13 protein-coding genes are annotated in these 16,109 nt (G+C 71.8%); 6 read left to right on the top strand and 7 right to left on the bottom strand.

Going from position 1 to position 16,109, the window contains the following annotated elements; translation table 11 throughout:
- Positions 1–69 precede the first annotated feature (69 nt).
- A complete protein-coding gene (locus tag AB0J76_RS15710; protein WP_352326745.1) occupies positions 70–1,230 on the top strand; it encodes a thiolase family protein in 1,161 nt (386 codons plus the stop codon).
- 3 nt (positions 1,231–1,233) lie between these two features.
- Here the strand turns inward: AB0J76_RS15710 and AB0J76_RS15705 are convergent, their stop codons facing one another.
- Genes AB0J76_RS15705 through AB0J76_RS15680 form a run of 6 tightly spaced genes read right to left on the bottom strand, consistent with a single transcriptional unit; the run spans position 1,234 to position 8,343 of the window.
- Complete coding sequence (locus tag AB0J76_RS15705; RefSeq protein WP_352326743.1) at positions 1,234–1,530, bottom strand: hypothetical protein; 297 nt, start codon at positions 1,528–1,530, stop codon at positions 1,234–1,236.
- A gap of 18 nt (positions 1,531–1,548) precedes the next feature.
- Positions 1,549–2,799, bottom strand: a complete 1,251-nt coding sequence (locus AB0J76_RS15700; protein ID WP_352326742.1) for a right-handed parallel beta-helix repeat-containing protein — start codon at positions 2,797–2,799, stop codon at positions 1,549–1,551.
- Between the two features lie 58 nt (positions 2,800–2,857).
- On the bottom strand, positions 2,858–4,642 hold the full coding sequence (locus AB0J76_RS15695; RefSeq protein ID WP_364389730.1) for a glycoside hydrolase family 13 protein: 1,785 nt from the start codon (positions 4,640–4,642) through the stop codon (positions 2,858–2,860).
- A gap of 5 nt (positions 4,643–4,647) precedes the next feature.
- Positions 4,648–5,487, bottom strand: a complete 840-nt coding sequence (locus tag AB0J76_RS15690) for a sugar ABC transporter permease (protein ID WP_352327949.1) — start codon at positions 5,485–5,487, stop codon at positions 4,648–4,650.
- On the bottom strand, positions 5,484–7,052 hold the full coding sequence (locus tag AB0J76_RS15685; protein ID WP_352327950.1) for an ABC transporter permease subunit: 1,569 nt from the start codon (positions 7,050–7,052) through the stop codon (positions 5,484–5,486). Before AB0J76_RS15685 ends, AB0J76_RS15690 begins: the two co-directional genes overlap by 4 nt.
- Position 7,053: 1 nt before the next feature.
- A complete protein-coding gene (locus tag AB0J76_RS15680; RefSeq protein WP_352327951.1) occupies positions 7,054–8,343 on the bottom strand; it encodes a maltose ABC transporter substrate-binding protein in 1,290 nt (429 codons plus the stop codon).
- Positions 8,344–8,641: 298 nt separating this feature from the next.
- Here AB0J76_RS15680 and AB0J76_RS15675 point away from each other — a divergent pair, with 298 nt between their 5' ends.
- From AB0J76_RS15675 to AB0J76_RS15665, 3 genes are all read left to right on the top strand, one after another.
- Entirely contained in the window at positions 8,642–10,135 is a 1,494-nt protein-coding gene (locus tag AB0J76_RS15675) for a glycoside hydrolase family 13 protein (protein WP_352327952.1), read from the top strand.
- Positions 10,136–10,198: 63 nt separating this feature from the next.
- Positions 10,199–11,554: an ATP-binding protein gene (locus AB0J76_RS15670; RefSeq protein ID WP_352327953.1), complete on the top strand. Its 1,356-nt coding sequence runs from the start codon at positions 10,199–10,201 to the stop codon at positions 11,552–11,554.
- A 47-nt stretch (positions 11,555–11,601) separates the two neighbouring features.
- Positions 11,602–12,420 (top strand): SAM-dependent methyltransferase, encoded by an 819-nt coding sequence (locus AB0J76_RS15665; RefSeq protein WP_352327954.1) that lies wholly within the window; start codon positions 11,602–11,604, stop codon positions 12,418–12,420.
- Between the two features lie 27 nt (positions 12,421–12,447).
- On the opposite strand, the gene AB0J76_RS15660 is transcribed toward AB0J76_RS15665, so the two are convergent.
- Positions 12,448–13,776 (bottom strand): cation:dicarboxylase symporter family transporter, encoded by a 1,329-nt coding sequence (locus AB0J76_RS15660; protein ID WP_352327955.1) that lies wholly within the window; start codon positions 13,774–13,776, stop codon positions 12,448–12,450.
- A gap of 103 nt (positions 13,777–13,879) precedes the next feature.
- Here AB0J76_RS15660 and AB0J76_RS15655 point away from each other — a divergent pair, with 103 nt between their 5' ends.
- Both AB0J76_RS15655 and AB0J76_RS15650 read left to right on the top strand, forming a co-directional pair.
- Positions 13,880–15,373: an ATP-binding protein gene (locus AB0J76_RS15655; RefSeq protein ID WP_364389726.1), complete on the top strand. Its 1,494-nt coding sequence runs from the start codon at positions 13,880–13,882 to the stop codon at positions 15,371–15,373.
- On the top strand, positions 15,370–16,089 hold the full coding sequence (locus AB0J76_RS15650; RefSeq protein WP_352329673.1) for a response regulator: 720 nt from the start codon (positions 15,370–15,372) through the stop codon (positions 16,087–16,089). Before AB0J76_RS15655 ends, AB0J76_RS15650 begins: the two co-directional genes overlap by 4 nt.
- Positions 16,090–16,109: the final 20 nt, after the last annotated feature.

The following is a 16,109-nucleotide window of genomic DNA, read 5'->3' as shown; positions in this document are numbered from 1 at the left end:
GCCTGCGTTGGAAAGTCCAACCCGCTCGCGTTAGAGTGAGTTGGAATTTCCAACGGACAGGAGGCCGCGATGCGCGACGCCGTCATCGTGCAAGCCGTACGCACCCCGCTCGGCAAGGGCAAACCCGGCGGCGGGCTGCACGGGACGCACCCCGTCGACCTGCTCGCCCACGCCCTCCGCGCGCTGATCGAGCGCAGCGGCGTGGACCCGTCACTGGTCGACGACGTGATCGGCGGCTGCGTCGACCAGGTGGGCGAGCAGGCCATGAACACCACCCGCTACGCCTGGCTGGCCGCCGGCCTCCCCGACTCGGTGCCCGCGGTCACGGTCGACCGGCAGTGCGGCTCGTCCCAGCAGGCCGTGCACTTCGCCGCGCAGGGCGTCATGTCCGGCGCGTACGACCTGGTCGTGGCCTGCGGCGTGGAGTCGATGAGCCGGGTGCCCATGTGGTCGAACGTGCCGCCGGGCGCCGACCCGTTCGGGCCCTCGGTGGCCGCGCGTTTCCCCGGGGGGCTGGTCCCGCAGGGCATCAGCGCCGAGCTGATCGCCGCCAAGTGGTCGCTGAGCCGCGAGCAGATGGACGTCTTCGCCGCCGCCTCCCACGCCAAGGCCGCCGCCGTCGACTTCGGCGCCGAGCTCGTCCCGATCGCCGGCCTGGACCGCGACGAGTCGATCCGGCCCGCCACCACGCCTGAGATCCTGGCCGGGCTACGGCCCGCCTACGCCGACCCAGGCTACGCCGGGCGTTTCCCGCAGATCTCCTGGTCGGTCACCGCGGGCAACGCCAGCCCGATCAACGACGGCGCGGCGGCCGTCCTGATCACCAGCTCCGAGACCGCCGCGCGGTTCGGCCTGCGCCCGCTGGCCCGGCTGCACAGCTTCGCCGTCACGGGCTCCGACCCGCTGCTCATGCTCACCGGCGTGATCCCGGCCACGGAGAAGGTGCTGCGCCGAGCCGGGCTCGCGCTGTCCGACATCGACCTGTTCGAAGTCAACGAGGCCTTCGCCAGCGTCGTGCTGGCCTGGCTGCAGGAGACTGGGGCCGACCCGGCGAAGGTCAACGTCAACGGCGGCGCCATCGCCCTCGGTCACCCGCTCGGCGCCAGCGGCGCGCGCATCACCACCACGCTCGTGCACGCCATGCGCACGCGCGGCGCCCGCTACGCCCTGCAGACCATGTGCGAGGCGGGCGGCCTGGCCAACGCGCTCGTTCTGGAGAACGCGGGCTGAGGCTCAGGCGGCGGCCCAGACGGCCTCGAACGCCGCCTGGGTGATCTCGGTCAGCTCCCAGATCTCCAGCGGCTGGTCGGTGAGGAAGCCGTGATCGTCCTGGAGCCGGCCCCACCAGTAGCGGTGGGCGACCCGGTCGGCGCCGACCTCGATCTGCCTGATCGCCCAGTGTTCGCCGTCGCCCTCGACGCTCTCGAACAGCCAGACGCGCCCGCCCGGGTCGGCGGTGTGCCAGAAGCGGTGGGGCGCGTCGGCCTCGGCGAGCTGCTTGACCAGCGGCAGGCGAAGATCCGGGACCATGCCCCGTAGGCTACACCGCTACCGCTGGTAGGCACCGGCGTCAGGTGCGGCGGACAGCGGCCGGCCCAGCATGTCCTTGCCGAGGGCGGTGCCGCCGTACCAGGCGGGCGACAGCGGCAGGCCACGGCCCAGCGCCGGGGAGCCCGGACGCAGGCGAAGGTCGGTGCGGGAGAGGAACAGCGGGTCGGCCCTGACCGACTTCGGCCCGAGCTTGAAGGTGAGCTTGCGGCCGTAGTAGACGCTGCCGCCGTCGTCGACGCCCTTGCCGTCGGCCCAGCCGGCCTCGCCGCCGACCGCGATCACGTTGTTGCGCAGCCGGAGGATGGAGGGGCCGCAGCCGTCGTGGCAGGACCAGCCGATGGTGTCCTTGGCCGGCAGGTAGACCGAGTTCTGGACGGCGATCGTGCCCTTGACCGGGCCCACGACGTGGCCGGGCCCGCGGGTGATGAGGAAGGAGCCGCGGCTGCGGCCGGAGGTGACGACGTTGAAGGCGAAGACGTTGCCAGTGGCGGTCTTGCCCTTCTGCGCGCCGAGCTCGGTGAAGGTCTCGTTGTCGCGCGCGTGGTTGTAGGTGATGCGGTTGCGGTCGCCGTTGAAGATCTCGACGGCGGAGCCGTCGGTGCCGTAGTCGTGGCTCCTGGCGTAGCTGCCGGTGATGGTGTTGCGGGTCACCAGGTTGTCGTCGCCGTTGAGCAGCACGCCGAAGGCGCCGGAGTCGTTGTCGCCGCCCTCGTCGTCGACGCTCATGCGGTTGTTGGCGGTGAGCGTGCTGTCGCGGACGGTGTTGTGCGAGCCGGACGGCGTGACCCAAACGCCCGCGACGTTGCCGTCGGCCGCGACGCCGCTCAGCTCGATGTGGTGGCCGCCGAGCTGGAACCCGGCGAACCGGCAACCGGTGGCGCGCAGGCCGCTGATCTGCCAGTAGGCGCCCTTGACGACCACGCAGTCGCGCTCGTCGCCGCTGATGCGGGGCAGGGCGCCGGTGCCGTGGGAGCGGATGACGATGGGCCGGGCGGCGGTGCCGCTCGCGGTGAGCCGGAGCGGGCCGGTGAAGCTGCCGCCCCGCTTGAGGCTGACGACGTCACCCGGCTTGAGGTCGGTGGAGCTGACCTTCTCCAGCGACTTCCACGGCTTGTCGGGGCGGGTGCCGGCGGCGGAGTCGTCGCCGGCCCTGGAGTCGACGTAGTAGGTGGTGGCCGCCCTGGCTTCCGCGGCGGTCGGTACGGCGGTAAGGAGCGATGCTGCGACGGCTACGGAGAGCAACCTCATGCGGGCACACCACTATCCAGTTGAAGACGGTACGGGGCCAGGCCATACCGTAGCGTGATCAGCGTGTGATGCGCCACACACTCACCGAAGGACCGTCCCCCGGGATCACGTCTCCGTCCTGGGCATTGTGGATGCCCTGGGCCTGCGCCCCGATGGGCAGCGCGGCCCCGGGTGCCCGGCGGACGGCCACCAGCAGCGACTCCTCGAAGGTCTCGCGCGCGAAGACCAGGCAGTCGGCGTCGGAATGCAGCCAGCGCAACCCTCCGTGACGCAGCGCGGGCTCGGCGCGGCGCAGCCCGAGCAGCTCGCGGTAGGCCGACAGGGTCGCCGGGTCCTGGTCGTGCGGCCGGTTCCAGGGCATGGGGGTGCGCGAGTGCTCCCCGTTGATCCCGGTCAGGCCGAACTCGCTGCCGGCGAAGACCATAGGCGTGCCGGGCAGCGTGGCCTGCAGGCCGAGGGCCAGCAGGTGGCGTTCGCGCGAGCCGGTCACCGTGCGGATGCGCGGCGAGTCGTGGGAGTCCAGGAGCTGCCAGGAGTGCGTGAGCGAGCGCCAGGACATGTGCGAGGCGAAGGACCTGAAGGTGGCCACGGTGTCGGTGCCGTCGCGCTCGGGCACGCCGCCCGGCACGCCGAGGAAGTGCGGCAGGTCCAGGTCGGGGCCGCGCAGCCAGGCCCAGACCGGGCGGGTGAAGCCGCCGTAGTTCATGGTGCCGTGCCAGCCGTCGCGGTCGAGGTCGAGCGAGGCGTCGTGGTTGTGCTCGGCGATGAAGGCGGCCTCGGGACCGAGCTGCCGGCGCAGCATGGCGGCGACCTCGTGGTTGCGGTCGTCGGCGCCGAGCCTGGCGGTCATGTTGGCGACGTCCACGCGCCAGCCGTCCAGGGGGCCGAGCCACTTCTTCAGCACCGCGCGCATGCTGGAGCGCACCAGCTCGCTGCCCCAGTTGAGCTTGGGCAGCGACTTGACGCCCCACCACGACTCGTAGTCGCCGGTGTCGGGGTCGAAGTAGAACATCTCCCGTTCGAGGGCGTTCACGTCGGAGACGGCGGCGGTGAACCATTCGTGGGCGTCGCCGCAGTGGTTGGTGGTGATGTCGCCGAGCAGGCGCATGCCGCGGGCGTGCAGCGCGCCGGACAGCCGGTGCAGGGCCTCGTCGCCGCCGAGCAGCGGGTCGACGTGCTCGAAGCTCGCGGCGTCGTAGCGGTGGTTGGAGCGGGCGGGGAAGATCGGCGTCAGGTAGACGGTGTCGGCGCCGAGGCTCTGGATGTGGTCCAGGCGCCGGGTGATGCCGTCGAGGTCGCCGCCGTAGAACTGCTGGGCGGTGCCGGGGCCGCTGGGGATCACCGGGTCGCGGTCCCAGTCGCGCGGCAGCGCCCAGTCGGGCAGGTCCGGCATCGGGCCGGAGCGGTCGAAGCGGTCGGGGAAGATCTGGTAGACGATCGCGTCCGACATCCACGAGGGCGGCGCCTGGTGGCAGACCAGGCGGAAGTCGCTCGCGTCGGTCACGTCGTGGCCGACCGGGCCGGCCGCGGTCAGCCACAGCTGGCCGCGGCGGGTGTGCAGCAGGAAGCGGTACGGGGTGACCGGGTTGACGGCGGTGACCTCCGCCTGCCACCACACGTCGTCCGCGCCGTAGCCGGCGACCGGCGTGCCGGTCCTGGACTCGTCGACGCGGGCCTCGGCGTAGCGGGGCTCGCCGTCGCAGACGGTGCGCACGTGCACCCCGGTGATCCCGGCGGCGCGCGGGGCGCGCAGCCAGAGGGTCACCCGCGAGCCGAGCGCCGGTTCCCGGATGGAGACGTAGAGAGCTGAGCCGTCGTGGTGCGGCTCGCCGACATGACGCAATGGACCTATCCCTTGACAGCCCCGGCCGTCAGGCCGGAGACGATGTACTTCTGCAGCCATAGGAACACGCTCACCGTGGGTACGGCGGTGAGCAACGTCGCGGCGGCGAACATGCCGAAGTTGGCGTTGCGGTGGTCGCCGGCGATCATGCCGTACATGCCGACGGCCAGGGTCTTGCTCTCGGGGTCGCGCAGGAACACGTTGGCCATGAGGAACTCGCTCATGATGCCGATGAAGGCCAGCAGCGCGGTGACCGCGAGGATCGGCGTGACCAGCGGCATGATGATCCGCCAGAAGATCTGCGCGTGGGTGGCGCCGTCCACGGTGGCGGCCTCGTCGAGCTCCTTGGGAACGGTGTCGAGGAAGCCCTTCATCAGCCAGGTGTTCACGCCCAGCGCGCCGCCCAGGTAGAGCAGCAGCAGGCCCCAGACGGTGTTGAAGCCGAACGCCGGGTACAGCTCGGTCACCCTGGTGAAGATCATGAAGATCGTCACGATGGCCAGGAACTGCGGGAACATCTGGATGAGCAGCAGCGCCAGCAGCCCGACCCGGCGGCCGGTGAAGCGCATGCGGCTGAAGGCGTAGGCGGCCAGCATCGACAGCAGCAGGCTCGCGAACGACGAGACCAGCGCGATGAACACCGAGTTGAAGAACCACCGGCCGAACGGATAGTCGTCGGAGGTGAGCAGGTTGACGAAGTTGTTCAGGCTCGCCCCCGACGGCACCAGGTCGGTGGAGGCCAGCGTGCCCATCGGGTTGATCGCGGCCGAGACCACGAACAGGATCGGGAACAGCGCGAACGCGCACACCGCCAGCACGAACACGTGCCTGAGCGCGATCCTCATGCGTAGACCTCCTCCTGCTTGCGGGTACGGCGGAAGGCCACGGCCGAGATGACCGCCACGATCGCGAAGATGAACACCGAGATCGCCGCCGCGAACCCGAACTGCGCCCCGCCCGCGCCGAACGCCAGCCGGAAGGTGTAGGTGATCAGCAGGTCGGTGGCCCCCACCTGCGGGCTCTCGGCCGGGAACGGCCCGCCGTCGGTGGTGAGCGCGATGGCGTTGAAGTTGTTGAAGTTGAACGCGAACGACGAGATCAGCAGCGGCGTCAGCGCGACCAGCAGCAGCGGCAGCGTCACCCGGCGGAACGCCTTCCACGGCGTGGCGCCGTCGATGGAGGCCGCCTCGGTCAGCTCGCGCGGGATCGCCTGGAGCGCGCCGGTGGTGACCAGGAACATGTACGGGAAGCCGAGCCACAGGTTGACCAGGATGACCGCGAAGCGGGCGGTGACGGGCTCGCCGAGCCAGTCGACGCTCAGCCCGAAGAACTGGTTGATCAGGCCGAAGTCGCGGTTGAACATGTCGCGCCAGACCAGCAGCATGGCGAAGGCCGGCATGGCGTAGGGCAGGATCAGCGCGATCCGGTAGATCTTCGTGCCGCGCATGCGCGGGTGGTGCAGCGCCAGCGCCACGGCCATGCCGAGCCCGAACGTGCCGGCCACCGAGGCCAGCGCGAACACCAGGTTCCAGCCCAGCACGCCGACGAAGTAGCCGGAGATGGTGGGGTTGGTCAGCACACGTGCGAAGTTGTCCAGGCCGACGTTCGCCTGCCAGCCCTGGGCCAGGTGCTCGCCCTTGGCGTTGACGAAGTAGCCCTGGGCCTCGTCGGCCGTCCAGGTGTCGCCGTTGCCCCTGACGCAGTCGCAGGCGGCGTCGTAGATCAGCGCGGCCTTACCCTCCACGGCCCGGCTCAGGCCGTTGGCCTTGATCGCGCCGCCCGGCGTCGGCACGGACAGCGCCGAGATCTCCTGGCCGCGGGCGGCCGCCTCGGGCGCCTTCAGCACGGTCACGCCGGGCGCCGACAGCACCTTGCCGGTGAGGCCGACCTGGGCGCCGGCGAGCGGGGTCAGCCCTTCGGCGGTGCCCAGCCGCACCTGCTTGGTCTTGGGGTCGACCAGCAGGAACACCAGCTCGTCGCCGCGCAGGGCGGCGGTCAGGCCGTACTCGGGCGAGCCGGGGGCCTGGCGCACCGAGCCGGTCTCGATGGCGGTGACGGCGTCGGCCTTGTCGCCGCGGTGCCCGTCGCCGAAGTTCGTGAACGCCGTGGTCACCGTGTAGAGCACGGGCAGCACCTGGAAGGCGATCAGGAAGACGGTGCCGGGGACGAGGTACTTGGCCGGGATGAAACGGCGGGTCAGGTACAGGTAGGAGATGGCCGCGGCGGCCAGCCCCAGCAGCGTGAGCGAGACCCACGACTGCGCGGCGACCAGCGGCGGCACGGCGTAGAGCAGGATCGCCGCGGCCACGGCCAGCACCGCGATCCTGCTCACCACGAACGCCGTGGTGAGCTCCCGGCGAGGCCGCGGGGACACGGTGGTCCCCACGGCCTCGTGCACGTCCTGGGCCATGTCAGTTCTTGAGCGCGCCGTCGATGGCCTTCTGCGCGGCCGCGGCGGCCTTGGCCGCGTCGCCGCCCTTGACCACGGCGGTCTCCGCGATGCCGAACGGCTCCCAGATCGCGGCCATCTCGGGGATGGCGGGCATCGGCATGCCGCTCTTGCCGGCGTCCATGAACTTGGCGGCGTCGGGGTCGGCGGCCTGGACCTCCTGGAGGGCGGCGGTCAGCGCCGGGGGCCGGGGGTCGGCCTCGTACAGGGCCTTGGCGACGTCCTTGTTGGTGACGTAGTTGGCGACGAACTCCTGGGCCAGGGCCTTGCTCTTGCCCTTGGCGGCCACGAAGAACGACTGGACGCCGACGAACGGCGTGGCCGGCTTGCCGTCCTTGAACGCCGGGACGGGCGTGATGTCGTAGGAGATGCCGCCCTTCTTGACCTCGCTCATGGCCCACGGGCCGGAGACCAGGTAGGCGCACTTGCCGGCGGCGAAGTTGACGATGTAGTTCTCGTTGGTGACGGACGTCTTCAGGGCGCCGTCCCCCTTCTCGCCGAGCTCCTTCAGCTTGCCGAACGCCTTGACCGAGCCCTCGGAGCCGAGCAGCACCTGCTTGGGGTCGGGGTCGCCGGAGGCGGTCTGGCCGAACAGCGCGCCGCCCGCGGAGGCGAACAGCGGGTAGGCGTGGAAGGCGTCGCCCTTGACGCCGACGGGCAGGCAGAGCACCTCCTTGACCTTGCCGGCCTTCTTCAGCTCCTTGCCCTTGGCGATCATCTCGTCGAGCGTGGCGGGGGCGTCGGGGGCGAGCTTGGTGTTGCGGATCAGGGCGATGTTCTCCACCGCGTACGGGGCGCCGTACACCTGGCCGTTGAAGGTGACCGCCTTCATGGCGATCTCCGAGAAGGCCGCCTTCTGCTCGTCGGTCAGCGTGACGGGGTCGATGGCGCCGTTCTGGACGAGGTTGCCGATCCAGTCGTGCGCGCCGATCATGATGTCCGGGCCGCTGCCCTGCTGGGAGGCGGTCAGGAAGGTCATCTGGTTGTCCTTGCTGATCTCCTTCACCTCGACGGTCACGCCGTTCTCGGCGCCGAACCGGTCGGCGAAGGGCTTGAGCGGCTTGACCCGGCTCGGGTCGGCCCAGATGACCAGCGTGCCGCCCGCCGCCGGGGCCGGAGCCGAGGCCGACGCCGAGGCCGAGGCCGAGCCGCTGGGCTGCGCCGACGGGGCGGTCGAGCCGGAGTCACCACAAGCCGTAGCGGCGAACGCGAGGGTGGAGAGGGCGGCCACTCCCAGGACCCGTACACGCATGAGACCTCCCGAGGTCATGGAGGAGCGGCGACGCCTGCGTGCGCCGCCGCCGAAGATCGTTTTCCGCCGCTGGTCACGGCTTACGTTTCCGGGACGTTAGCGGCTCTTTGCAAGAATTGGAAGAACTTGCGAAAGAGCGTTACCGGAACCACATCCGACCGGCGACGCGCTGACCTCGCCGCACCTCCGATAACGGGCGTACCGGGAATCTGCAACTTTCCGAAACTTGCACTTGACCTGTCGCAAGGACGCGCGACATCCTGCACCAGACATCACGGACATCGGGGGAAGGAAAGCCATGATCGGCAACGACGACTGGTGGCGGGACGCCGTCGTGTACCAGGTCTACCCCCGGAGCTTCGCCGACGCCGACGGCGACGGCACCGGCGACCTGAAGGGCGTGCGGGAACGCCTGGGCCACCTCGCGCGGCTGGGCGTGGACGCGATCTGGCTGAGCCCCTTCTACACCTCGCCCATGGCCGACGGCGGCTACGACGTGGCCGACTACCGGGACGTGGACCCGATGTTCGGCACGCTGGCCGACTTCGACGCCCTGGTCGCCGAGGCCCACGACCGCGGCATCCGGGTGATCGTGGACCTGGTCCCCAACCACTCCTCGGACCGGCACCCCTGGTTCCAGGCCGGGCTGCGCGACCGTTACATCTTCCGCGACCGGCCCAACGACTGGGAGTCGATCTTCGGCGGCCCGGCCTGGACCCAGGTCGAGGACGGCCAGTGGTACCTGCACCTGTTCGCGCCCGAGCAGCCCGACCTCAACTGGGACAACCCCGAGGTGCGCGCCGAGTTCCGCGACGTCCTGCGCTTCTGGCTGGACCGGGGCGTGGACGGCTTCCGCGTGGACGTCGCCCACGGCATGGTCAAGGCCGAGGGGCTGCCCGACGTGGGCCCGAAGGAGGGCCGCCAGGCCGAGATGCTGGGCGACGAGCAGGTGCCCTACTTCGACCAGGACGGCGTGCACGACATCTACCGGGAGTGGCGGCCGATCCTCGACTCCTACCCCGGCGGGCGGATGGCCGTCGCCGAGGCGTGGGTGTCCTCGCCCGAGCGGCTGGCCCGCTACGTCGGGCCGGACGAGCTGCACCAGGCGTTCAACTTCGAGTTCATGATGGCCGACTTCCACGCCAAGTCGTTCCGTACGGTGATCGAGAAGTCGCTGGCCGAGGCCGAGCTGGTCGGCGCGCCCACCACCTGGGTGCTGTCCAACCACGACAAGCCGCGCCACGTCACCCGGCACGGCGGCCTGGCCCGCGCCCGCGCGGCGACGCTGCTCATGCTGGCCCTGCCCGGCTCGGCCTACCTCTACAACGGCGAGGAGCTGGGCCTGCCCGAGGTCCTCGACCTGCCCGACGAGCTGCGCCAGGACCCGGCGTTCCGGCGCACCGGCGAGAGCCGCGACGGCTGCCGGGTGCCGATCCCGTGGACGAGCGAGCCGGGCTGCGGCTGGCGCGACCCGTGGCTGCCGATCCCGCCGTCGTGGACGCAGCTGTCGGCCGAGGCCCAGGAGCACGACCCGGACTCCACGCTGAACCTCTACCGGGCCGCGCTCCGGCTGCGCAAGCAGCACCCGGCGCTCGGCGGCGGCACGCTGCGCTGGCTGGAGACCCCCGAGGACGCGCTGGCCGTCCAGCGCGACCCGGGCCTGGTCGTGATGCTGAACACCGGCGAGCGCCCGGTCGCGCCGGTCGTGCCCGGCACGGTGCTGCTGGCCAGCGGCCCGCTGACGGCCGACGGCTCGGTCCCGCCGGACACCACCGTGTGGATCCAGCGGTGAGGTTGGGGGAACCTTTCCCTTGACGCGGCATTTGGCGGCAATGACGGTTAGTAGTCTCAGGGAGTGCCACCCCTGTGGGCCCGCTCCCTGCGCGGACGCGTCACCCTCATCGCGACGGCCGTAGCCGCCCTCGTGCTGATCCCCGTGGGCATCGCCGGGTGCATCGTCTCGCGTTCGCTGGTGACGGCCGGCGTCTACCGGGACACGCGGGACACCGCCGAGCGGGTGGCCTCGGAGATGCGCGCGGGCGGGCTGCCGCAGGGCGCCACGATCCCGGTGCCCAACCCGTCCATCGACCTGATCCAGATCGTCGGCACCGACGGCCGCGTCCTGGCCAGCAGCGACGCGGCCAGGAACCTGCCGCCGCTCAGCGACGTGCGGCCCACCGCCGAGAGCCGGGTGGTCAACACCACCAACTGCCTGCCGACCGAGTGCGTGCACCTGTCGGCGGTCAAGGCCGGCATGTCGGAGGACTCCCCCATCGTCTACGCCGGCCGCAGCACCCCGGAGGTGCTGGCCTCGCAGACGCTGGAGGTGATCGTGTTCTCCCAGGTGGCGGTGCTGATCGCGCTCACGGCCTGGGCGACCTGGCTGGTCACCGGCCGCGCGCTGCGCCCGGTGGCGACCATGCGCGCCGAGCTGGACGCGGTCAGCGCCGGCGACCTGAGCCACCGGGTCACCCAGCCGGGCGGCGAGGACGAGGTCGCCATGCTGGCCAAGGCCGTCAACAACACGCTGGCCCGGTTGGAACGTTCCGCGCTGCAGCAGCGCCAGTTCGCCTCCGACGCCTCCCACGAGCTGCGCACCCCGATCGCCGGGCTGCGCGCCCAGCTGGAGAGCGCCCAGCTCTACCCGGACGACACCGACATCGAGGCGCTGGTGGACAGCGCCCTGCGGGACACCGACCGGCTGGAGGCGATCATCACCGACCTGCTCCTGCTGGCCAGGATCGGCTCCCGGGTGGACGTGGCCAGGGAGCCGGTGGACCTGGCCGAGCTCGTCCGGCAGGAGCTGGCCGTGCGCAGCGACAAGCTGCCCACGCGGCTGGAGCTGACCGAGGGCGTGGTCGTCGAGGGCGTGCGCCTGCAACTGGCCAGGGTGCTGACGAACCTGCTGGACAACGCCCAGCGGCACGCCGAGACCATGGTGCGGGTCGTGGTCACCAGGGAGGCGGGCCCGGCCAGGGGCGGCACCGCCGTGCTGGCGGTGGAGAACGACGGGCAGGAGATCCGCGAGGCCGACCGCGAGCGCATCTTCGAGCGGTTCACCCGCCTCGACGCCGCCCGCAGCCGCGACTCCGGCGGCACCGGACTCGGCCTGGCCATCGCCAGGGACGTGGCGATGGCCCACCGGGGCAGCGTGCGGGTGGAGGACCGTCCGGGCGGGGCGCGGTTCGTCCTGCGGCTTCCGGCCATCTGATGTCGAAAGCGTAGATTTCCGGCAGCCGGTTAGTGGATCATGCCCTCATGACGCAAGAAGTCCCCCAGGGCGTGGATCCTCACATCCCCAACACCGCGCGCATGTACGACTACTTCCTGGGCGGAAAGAACAATTTCCCGGCCGACCGCGAGCTGGCCGAGCTGGTGCTGAGCGCGATGCCGGAGGTCAGGGACGGCACGCGGGAGAACCGGCTGCTGATCGGCCGGGTGGTGCGGTACCTGTGCGAGCAGGGCGTCACCCAGTTCCTCGACCTGGGCTCCGGCCTGCCGGCCGCCGAGAACGTGCACGAGGTGGCGCTGCGGTACGCCCCGCAGGCCCGCGTGGTCTACGTGGACAGCGACCCGGTGGTGGCCGCCCACGGACGGGCCCTGCTGGCCGGCCCCGAGCAGGTGGCCATGCTGCACGGCGACGTCCGGCGCCCGCAGGAGGTGCTGGACAGCCCCGAGGTGCGCGGCCTGCTGGACTTCGGCAGACCCGTCGCCGTGCTCATGATGTTCCTGCTGCACCTGATCCCCGACACCGACGACCCGCAGGGCTTCGTGGCCGCCTACCGCGACGCGCTCGCGCCCGGCAGCTACCTGGCCCTGTCGCACGTCGGCACCGACCACGCGCCCGAGCGCCTGGCCCGCGTCAGCCACTTCTACCGGCGGGCCAACGCGCCGTTCTGCCCGCGGCCCGGCAAGGAGATCGCCGCCTTCTTCGGCGACTTCGAGCTGATCCCGCCCGGTCTGGCCACGGGCAAGGGGCCGGAGCTCGGTTTCCCGTTCACCGACCCCGAGAGCCCGCCCTTCTACGACGACGACTTCGCCCGCATGGGGTACGCGGGCATCGGCCGCAAACCCTAGAGCTGCGAGCGCCGAGAGCCGGCCACCCTAGACGCGCGCGGCCTGCCGTCCGGGCTCCGGCTCGGGGCGGTCGTCCTCCTCGTCGATCAGCGTGGACTCGTCGAACGGCGCCCGTCCGGCCAGCACCTCGGCGGCCCGCTCCCGGTCGAAGTCGCCGGTCCAGGTGCCCACCACGACGGTGGCCACGGCGTTGCCCGCGAAGTTGGTCAGCGCCCTGGCCTCGGACATGAACCGGTCGATGCCGACGATGAGGCCGACGCCGTCCACCAGCTCGGGGCGGTGCGACTGCAGGCCGCCGGCGAGCGTGGCCAGGCCCGCCCCGGTCACGCCCGCGGCGCCCTTGGAGGCGACCATCATGAACAGCAGCAGCGAGACCTGCTCGCCGACCTGCAGCGGCGCGCCGGTGGCCGAGGCGATGAACAGCGTGGCCATGGTGAGGTAGATGGCGGTGCCGTCGAGGTTGAAGGAGTAGCCGGTCGGCACGGTGATGCCGGCCACCGTCCGGCTCACGCCGAGGTGCTCCATCTTCGCGATCAGCCGCGGCAGCGCCGTCTCCGACGACGACGTGGACAGGATCAGCAGGAACTCCCGGCCGAGGTAGCGCAGCAGCGACCACAGGTTGACCCGGGCCACCAGCCACAGCAGCGCGCCCAGCACCACGCCGACGAACAGCAGGCAGGTGACGTAGAAGGCGACCATGATGATGGCCAGGCTCTTGAGCGCCTCGATCCCGGTGGCCCCGACCACGGCCGCGATGGCCCCGAACGCGCCGACCGGCGCGGCCCACATGACCATGGCCAGGATGCGGAACACCAGCCGCTGGACGTGCTCCACGCCGCGCAGGATCGGCGCGCCGCGCTCGCCCATGGCCTGCAGCGCGAACCCGGCCAGCAGCGCCACCAGCAGCGTCTGCAGGACCGAGCCCTCGGTGAAGGCCGACACCAGCGTGACGGGGATGATGCCGAGCAGGAAGTCCACCCCGCCGGTGGCCTCGCCCTTGGCCGCCTCGGCCTCGGCGGCCTGCCGGGCGGCGTCGGTCAGGTGCAGCCCGGAGCCGGGGTCGATGACGTTGCCGACCAGCAGGCCGATGACCAGGGCCACGGTGGACATCACCAGGAAGTAGCCGAGCGCGAGGCCGCCCACCTTGCCGACCTTGGCGGCCTGGCGTACCGAGCCGATGCCGAGCACGATCGTGCAGAAGATGATGGGGCTGATCAGCATCTTGATCAGCGCCACGAACCCGGTGCCGAGGGGTTTGAGCTCCTTGCCCGCCTCCGGCCAGACGAATCCGACCAGGATGCCGAGCAGGACCGCCACGATGACGGCCAGGTACAGGTAACGAGTGCGATCACGCATGAGGGGTCTCCACCGCTTTGAAAAAGGGGCTGGTCGTGCGACTATGCGGCTCGCTGTGACCCACGTCACGATTGAGTAAGTTTCGTTCACGCAAGGGGGGCTCATGCGCCGCTGGAGCCTGGCGGGCCAGATGCTGGTCCTGCAGTTGCTGGTGGTCGCGGTCGCCGTGACGGGCTGCGCGGTGCTCGCGCTGGTGCAGGCCCACCGCCTGCTCACCGAGGAGGCGGGCGCCACGGCCAGGGCCGTGGCGGTCAGCGTGGCCGCCGCGCCGGGCGTGGCCGCCGCCCTCGACGGCCCCGAGCCGACCCTGGCCCTGCAGCCGTACGCCGAACGGGTCCGCAAGGAGACCGGCGTCGACTTCGTCACGATCATGAAGCCGGACGGCACCCGCTACACCCACCCGAACCCGGCCGAGATCGGCCGGCGCTTCCTCGGCCACACCGGCCGGGCCCTGGCCGGGCAGACGTTCGTCGAGACCTACACCGGCACGCTCGGCCCCTCCGAGCGGGCCGTGACGCCCGTGTGGTCCGGCGGCCGGGTCCGGGCCCTGGTCAGCGCCGGCATCACCATCGACCGGATCAGCGCCCGGCTGCGCGACCAGGTCGCCTGGAGCGGCCTGGTCGCCGCCCTCGCCCTCGGCCTCGGCGCGGCCGGGACGTGGCTGGTCACCGTACGGCTGCGCCGCCAGACCCACGGGCTCGGCCCGGTCGAGCTGGGCCGCATCCACGACCACCACGACGCCGTCCTGCACGCCGTGCGGGAGGGCCTGCTGCTGGTCGGCGGCGACGGCACGCTGACGCTCTGCAACGACGCCGCCAGGCAGCTCCTGGACCTGCCGCCGGACGCCGAGGGCCGGCACCTGGCCGAGCTGGGCCTGCCCGCGCTGCTGGAGGGCCACGAGGAACGCGTGCACCTGGCCGGCGACCGGGTGCTGGCCGTCAACGGCGCGGCCAGCAGGCTCGGCACGGTGGTGACCGTACGCGACCACACCGAGCTGCAGGCGCTGGCCGGGCAGCTCGACGCCGAACGCGGCTTCGCCGACTCGCTGCGCTCGGCCGCGCACGAGGCCGCCAACCGGCTGCACACCGTGATCACGCTGGTCGAGCTGGGACGCACCGAGCAGGCCGTCGCGCTGGGCACGGCCGAGCTGCGCGCGGCGCAGGAGCTGACCGACCGGGTGGTGGGCGCGGTACGCGAGCCGGTGCTGGCCGCGCTGCTGCTCGGCAAGAGCGCCGAGGCGGCCGAACGCGGCGGCGAGCTGCTGCTCACGCCCGACAGCGACCTCGACGACCTGGGCCTGGACCCGCGCGACCTGGTGACGATCGTCGGCAACCTGGTCGACAACGCCCTCGACGCGGCCACCCGGGTCGAGGTGCACCTGGGCGCGGACCGGGACGGGATCGTGATCAGGGTGACCGACGACGGGCCGGGGCTGACCGCGCCGGAGGCGTTCGCGAAGGGCTGGACCACCAAGGGCGACGGCCACGGGCTCGGGCTGGCGCTGGTCGGGCAGGCGGTGCGGCGGCTCGGCGGCACGATCGAGGTGGCCGGGTCGGCCTTCACGGTGCGGCTGCCGGCCCCGGAGCGGGTCCGATGAGCCGGCCGGACACGGGTGCCGGGGCGGGCGCGGCGAGCCGGCCGGACGTGCCGGTCTCCGTGCTGATCGTGGAGGACGAGGAGATCACCGCCGAGGCCAACCGGGTCTACGTCGAGCGGGTGGCCGGCTTCGAGGTGGCCGGGGTGGCGCGTTCGGGCGGCGAGGCGCTGCGGTTCCTGCGCGGCCGGCCGGTCGACCTCATCCTGCTCGACCTGTACCTGCCCGACATGCACGGCCTGGAGGTGTGCCGCGCGGTGCGGGCCGGCGGGCTGCTGTGCGACGTCATCGCCGTCACCTCGGCGCGCGACCTGCCGACGGTGCGCTCGGCCGTGTCGCTGGGCGTCTCCCAGTACCTTCTCAAGCCGTTCACCTACGCGACCCTGGCCGAGAAGCTGGCGCGTTACGCCCGGTTCAGGCAGGACACCGGCGTGATCGTCGCGCAGGGCGACGTCGACCGGGTGCTCGGCACCCTGCGCGGCAGCTCCGAGCTGCCCAAAGGGCTGGCCCGCGACACCCTCGACGCCGTGTCGGCGCGGCTGCGCGAGCGGCCCGGCGGCAGCACCGCGCAGAGCGTGGCGCAGGCCGTCGGGGTGTCGCGGGTGACCGCCCGCCGCTACCTGGAACACCTGGTCGAGCTGGGGACGGCGGTGCGCGTGCCGCAGTACGGCGGGGTGGGCCGGCCAGAGTTGCTCTACCGGATCCCCATGGAAAGTTAATGGCGGTGACGCTGCCCGTT

The sequence above is a fragment of the Nonomuraea sp. NPDC049624 genome, assembly GCF_040675255.1.
Classification (GTDB): domain Bacteria; phylum Actinomycetota; class Actinomycetes; order Streptosporangiales; family Streptosporangiaceae; genus Nonomuraea.
The sequence above is the reverse complement of the archived record's forward strand: the minus strand, read 5'-3'. Positions and strand labels throughout refer to the sequence as shown.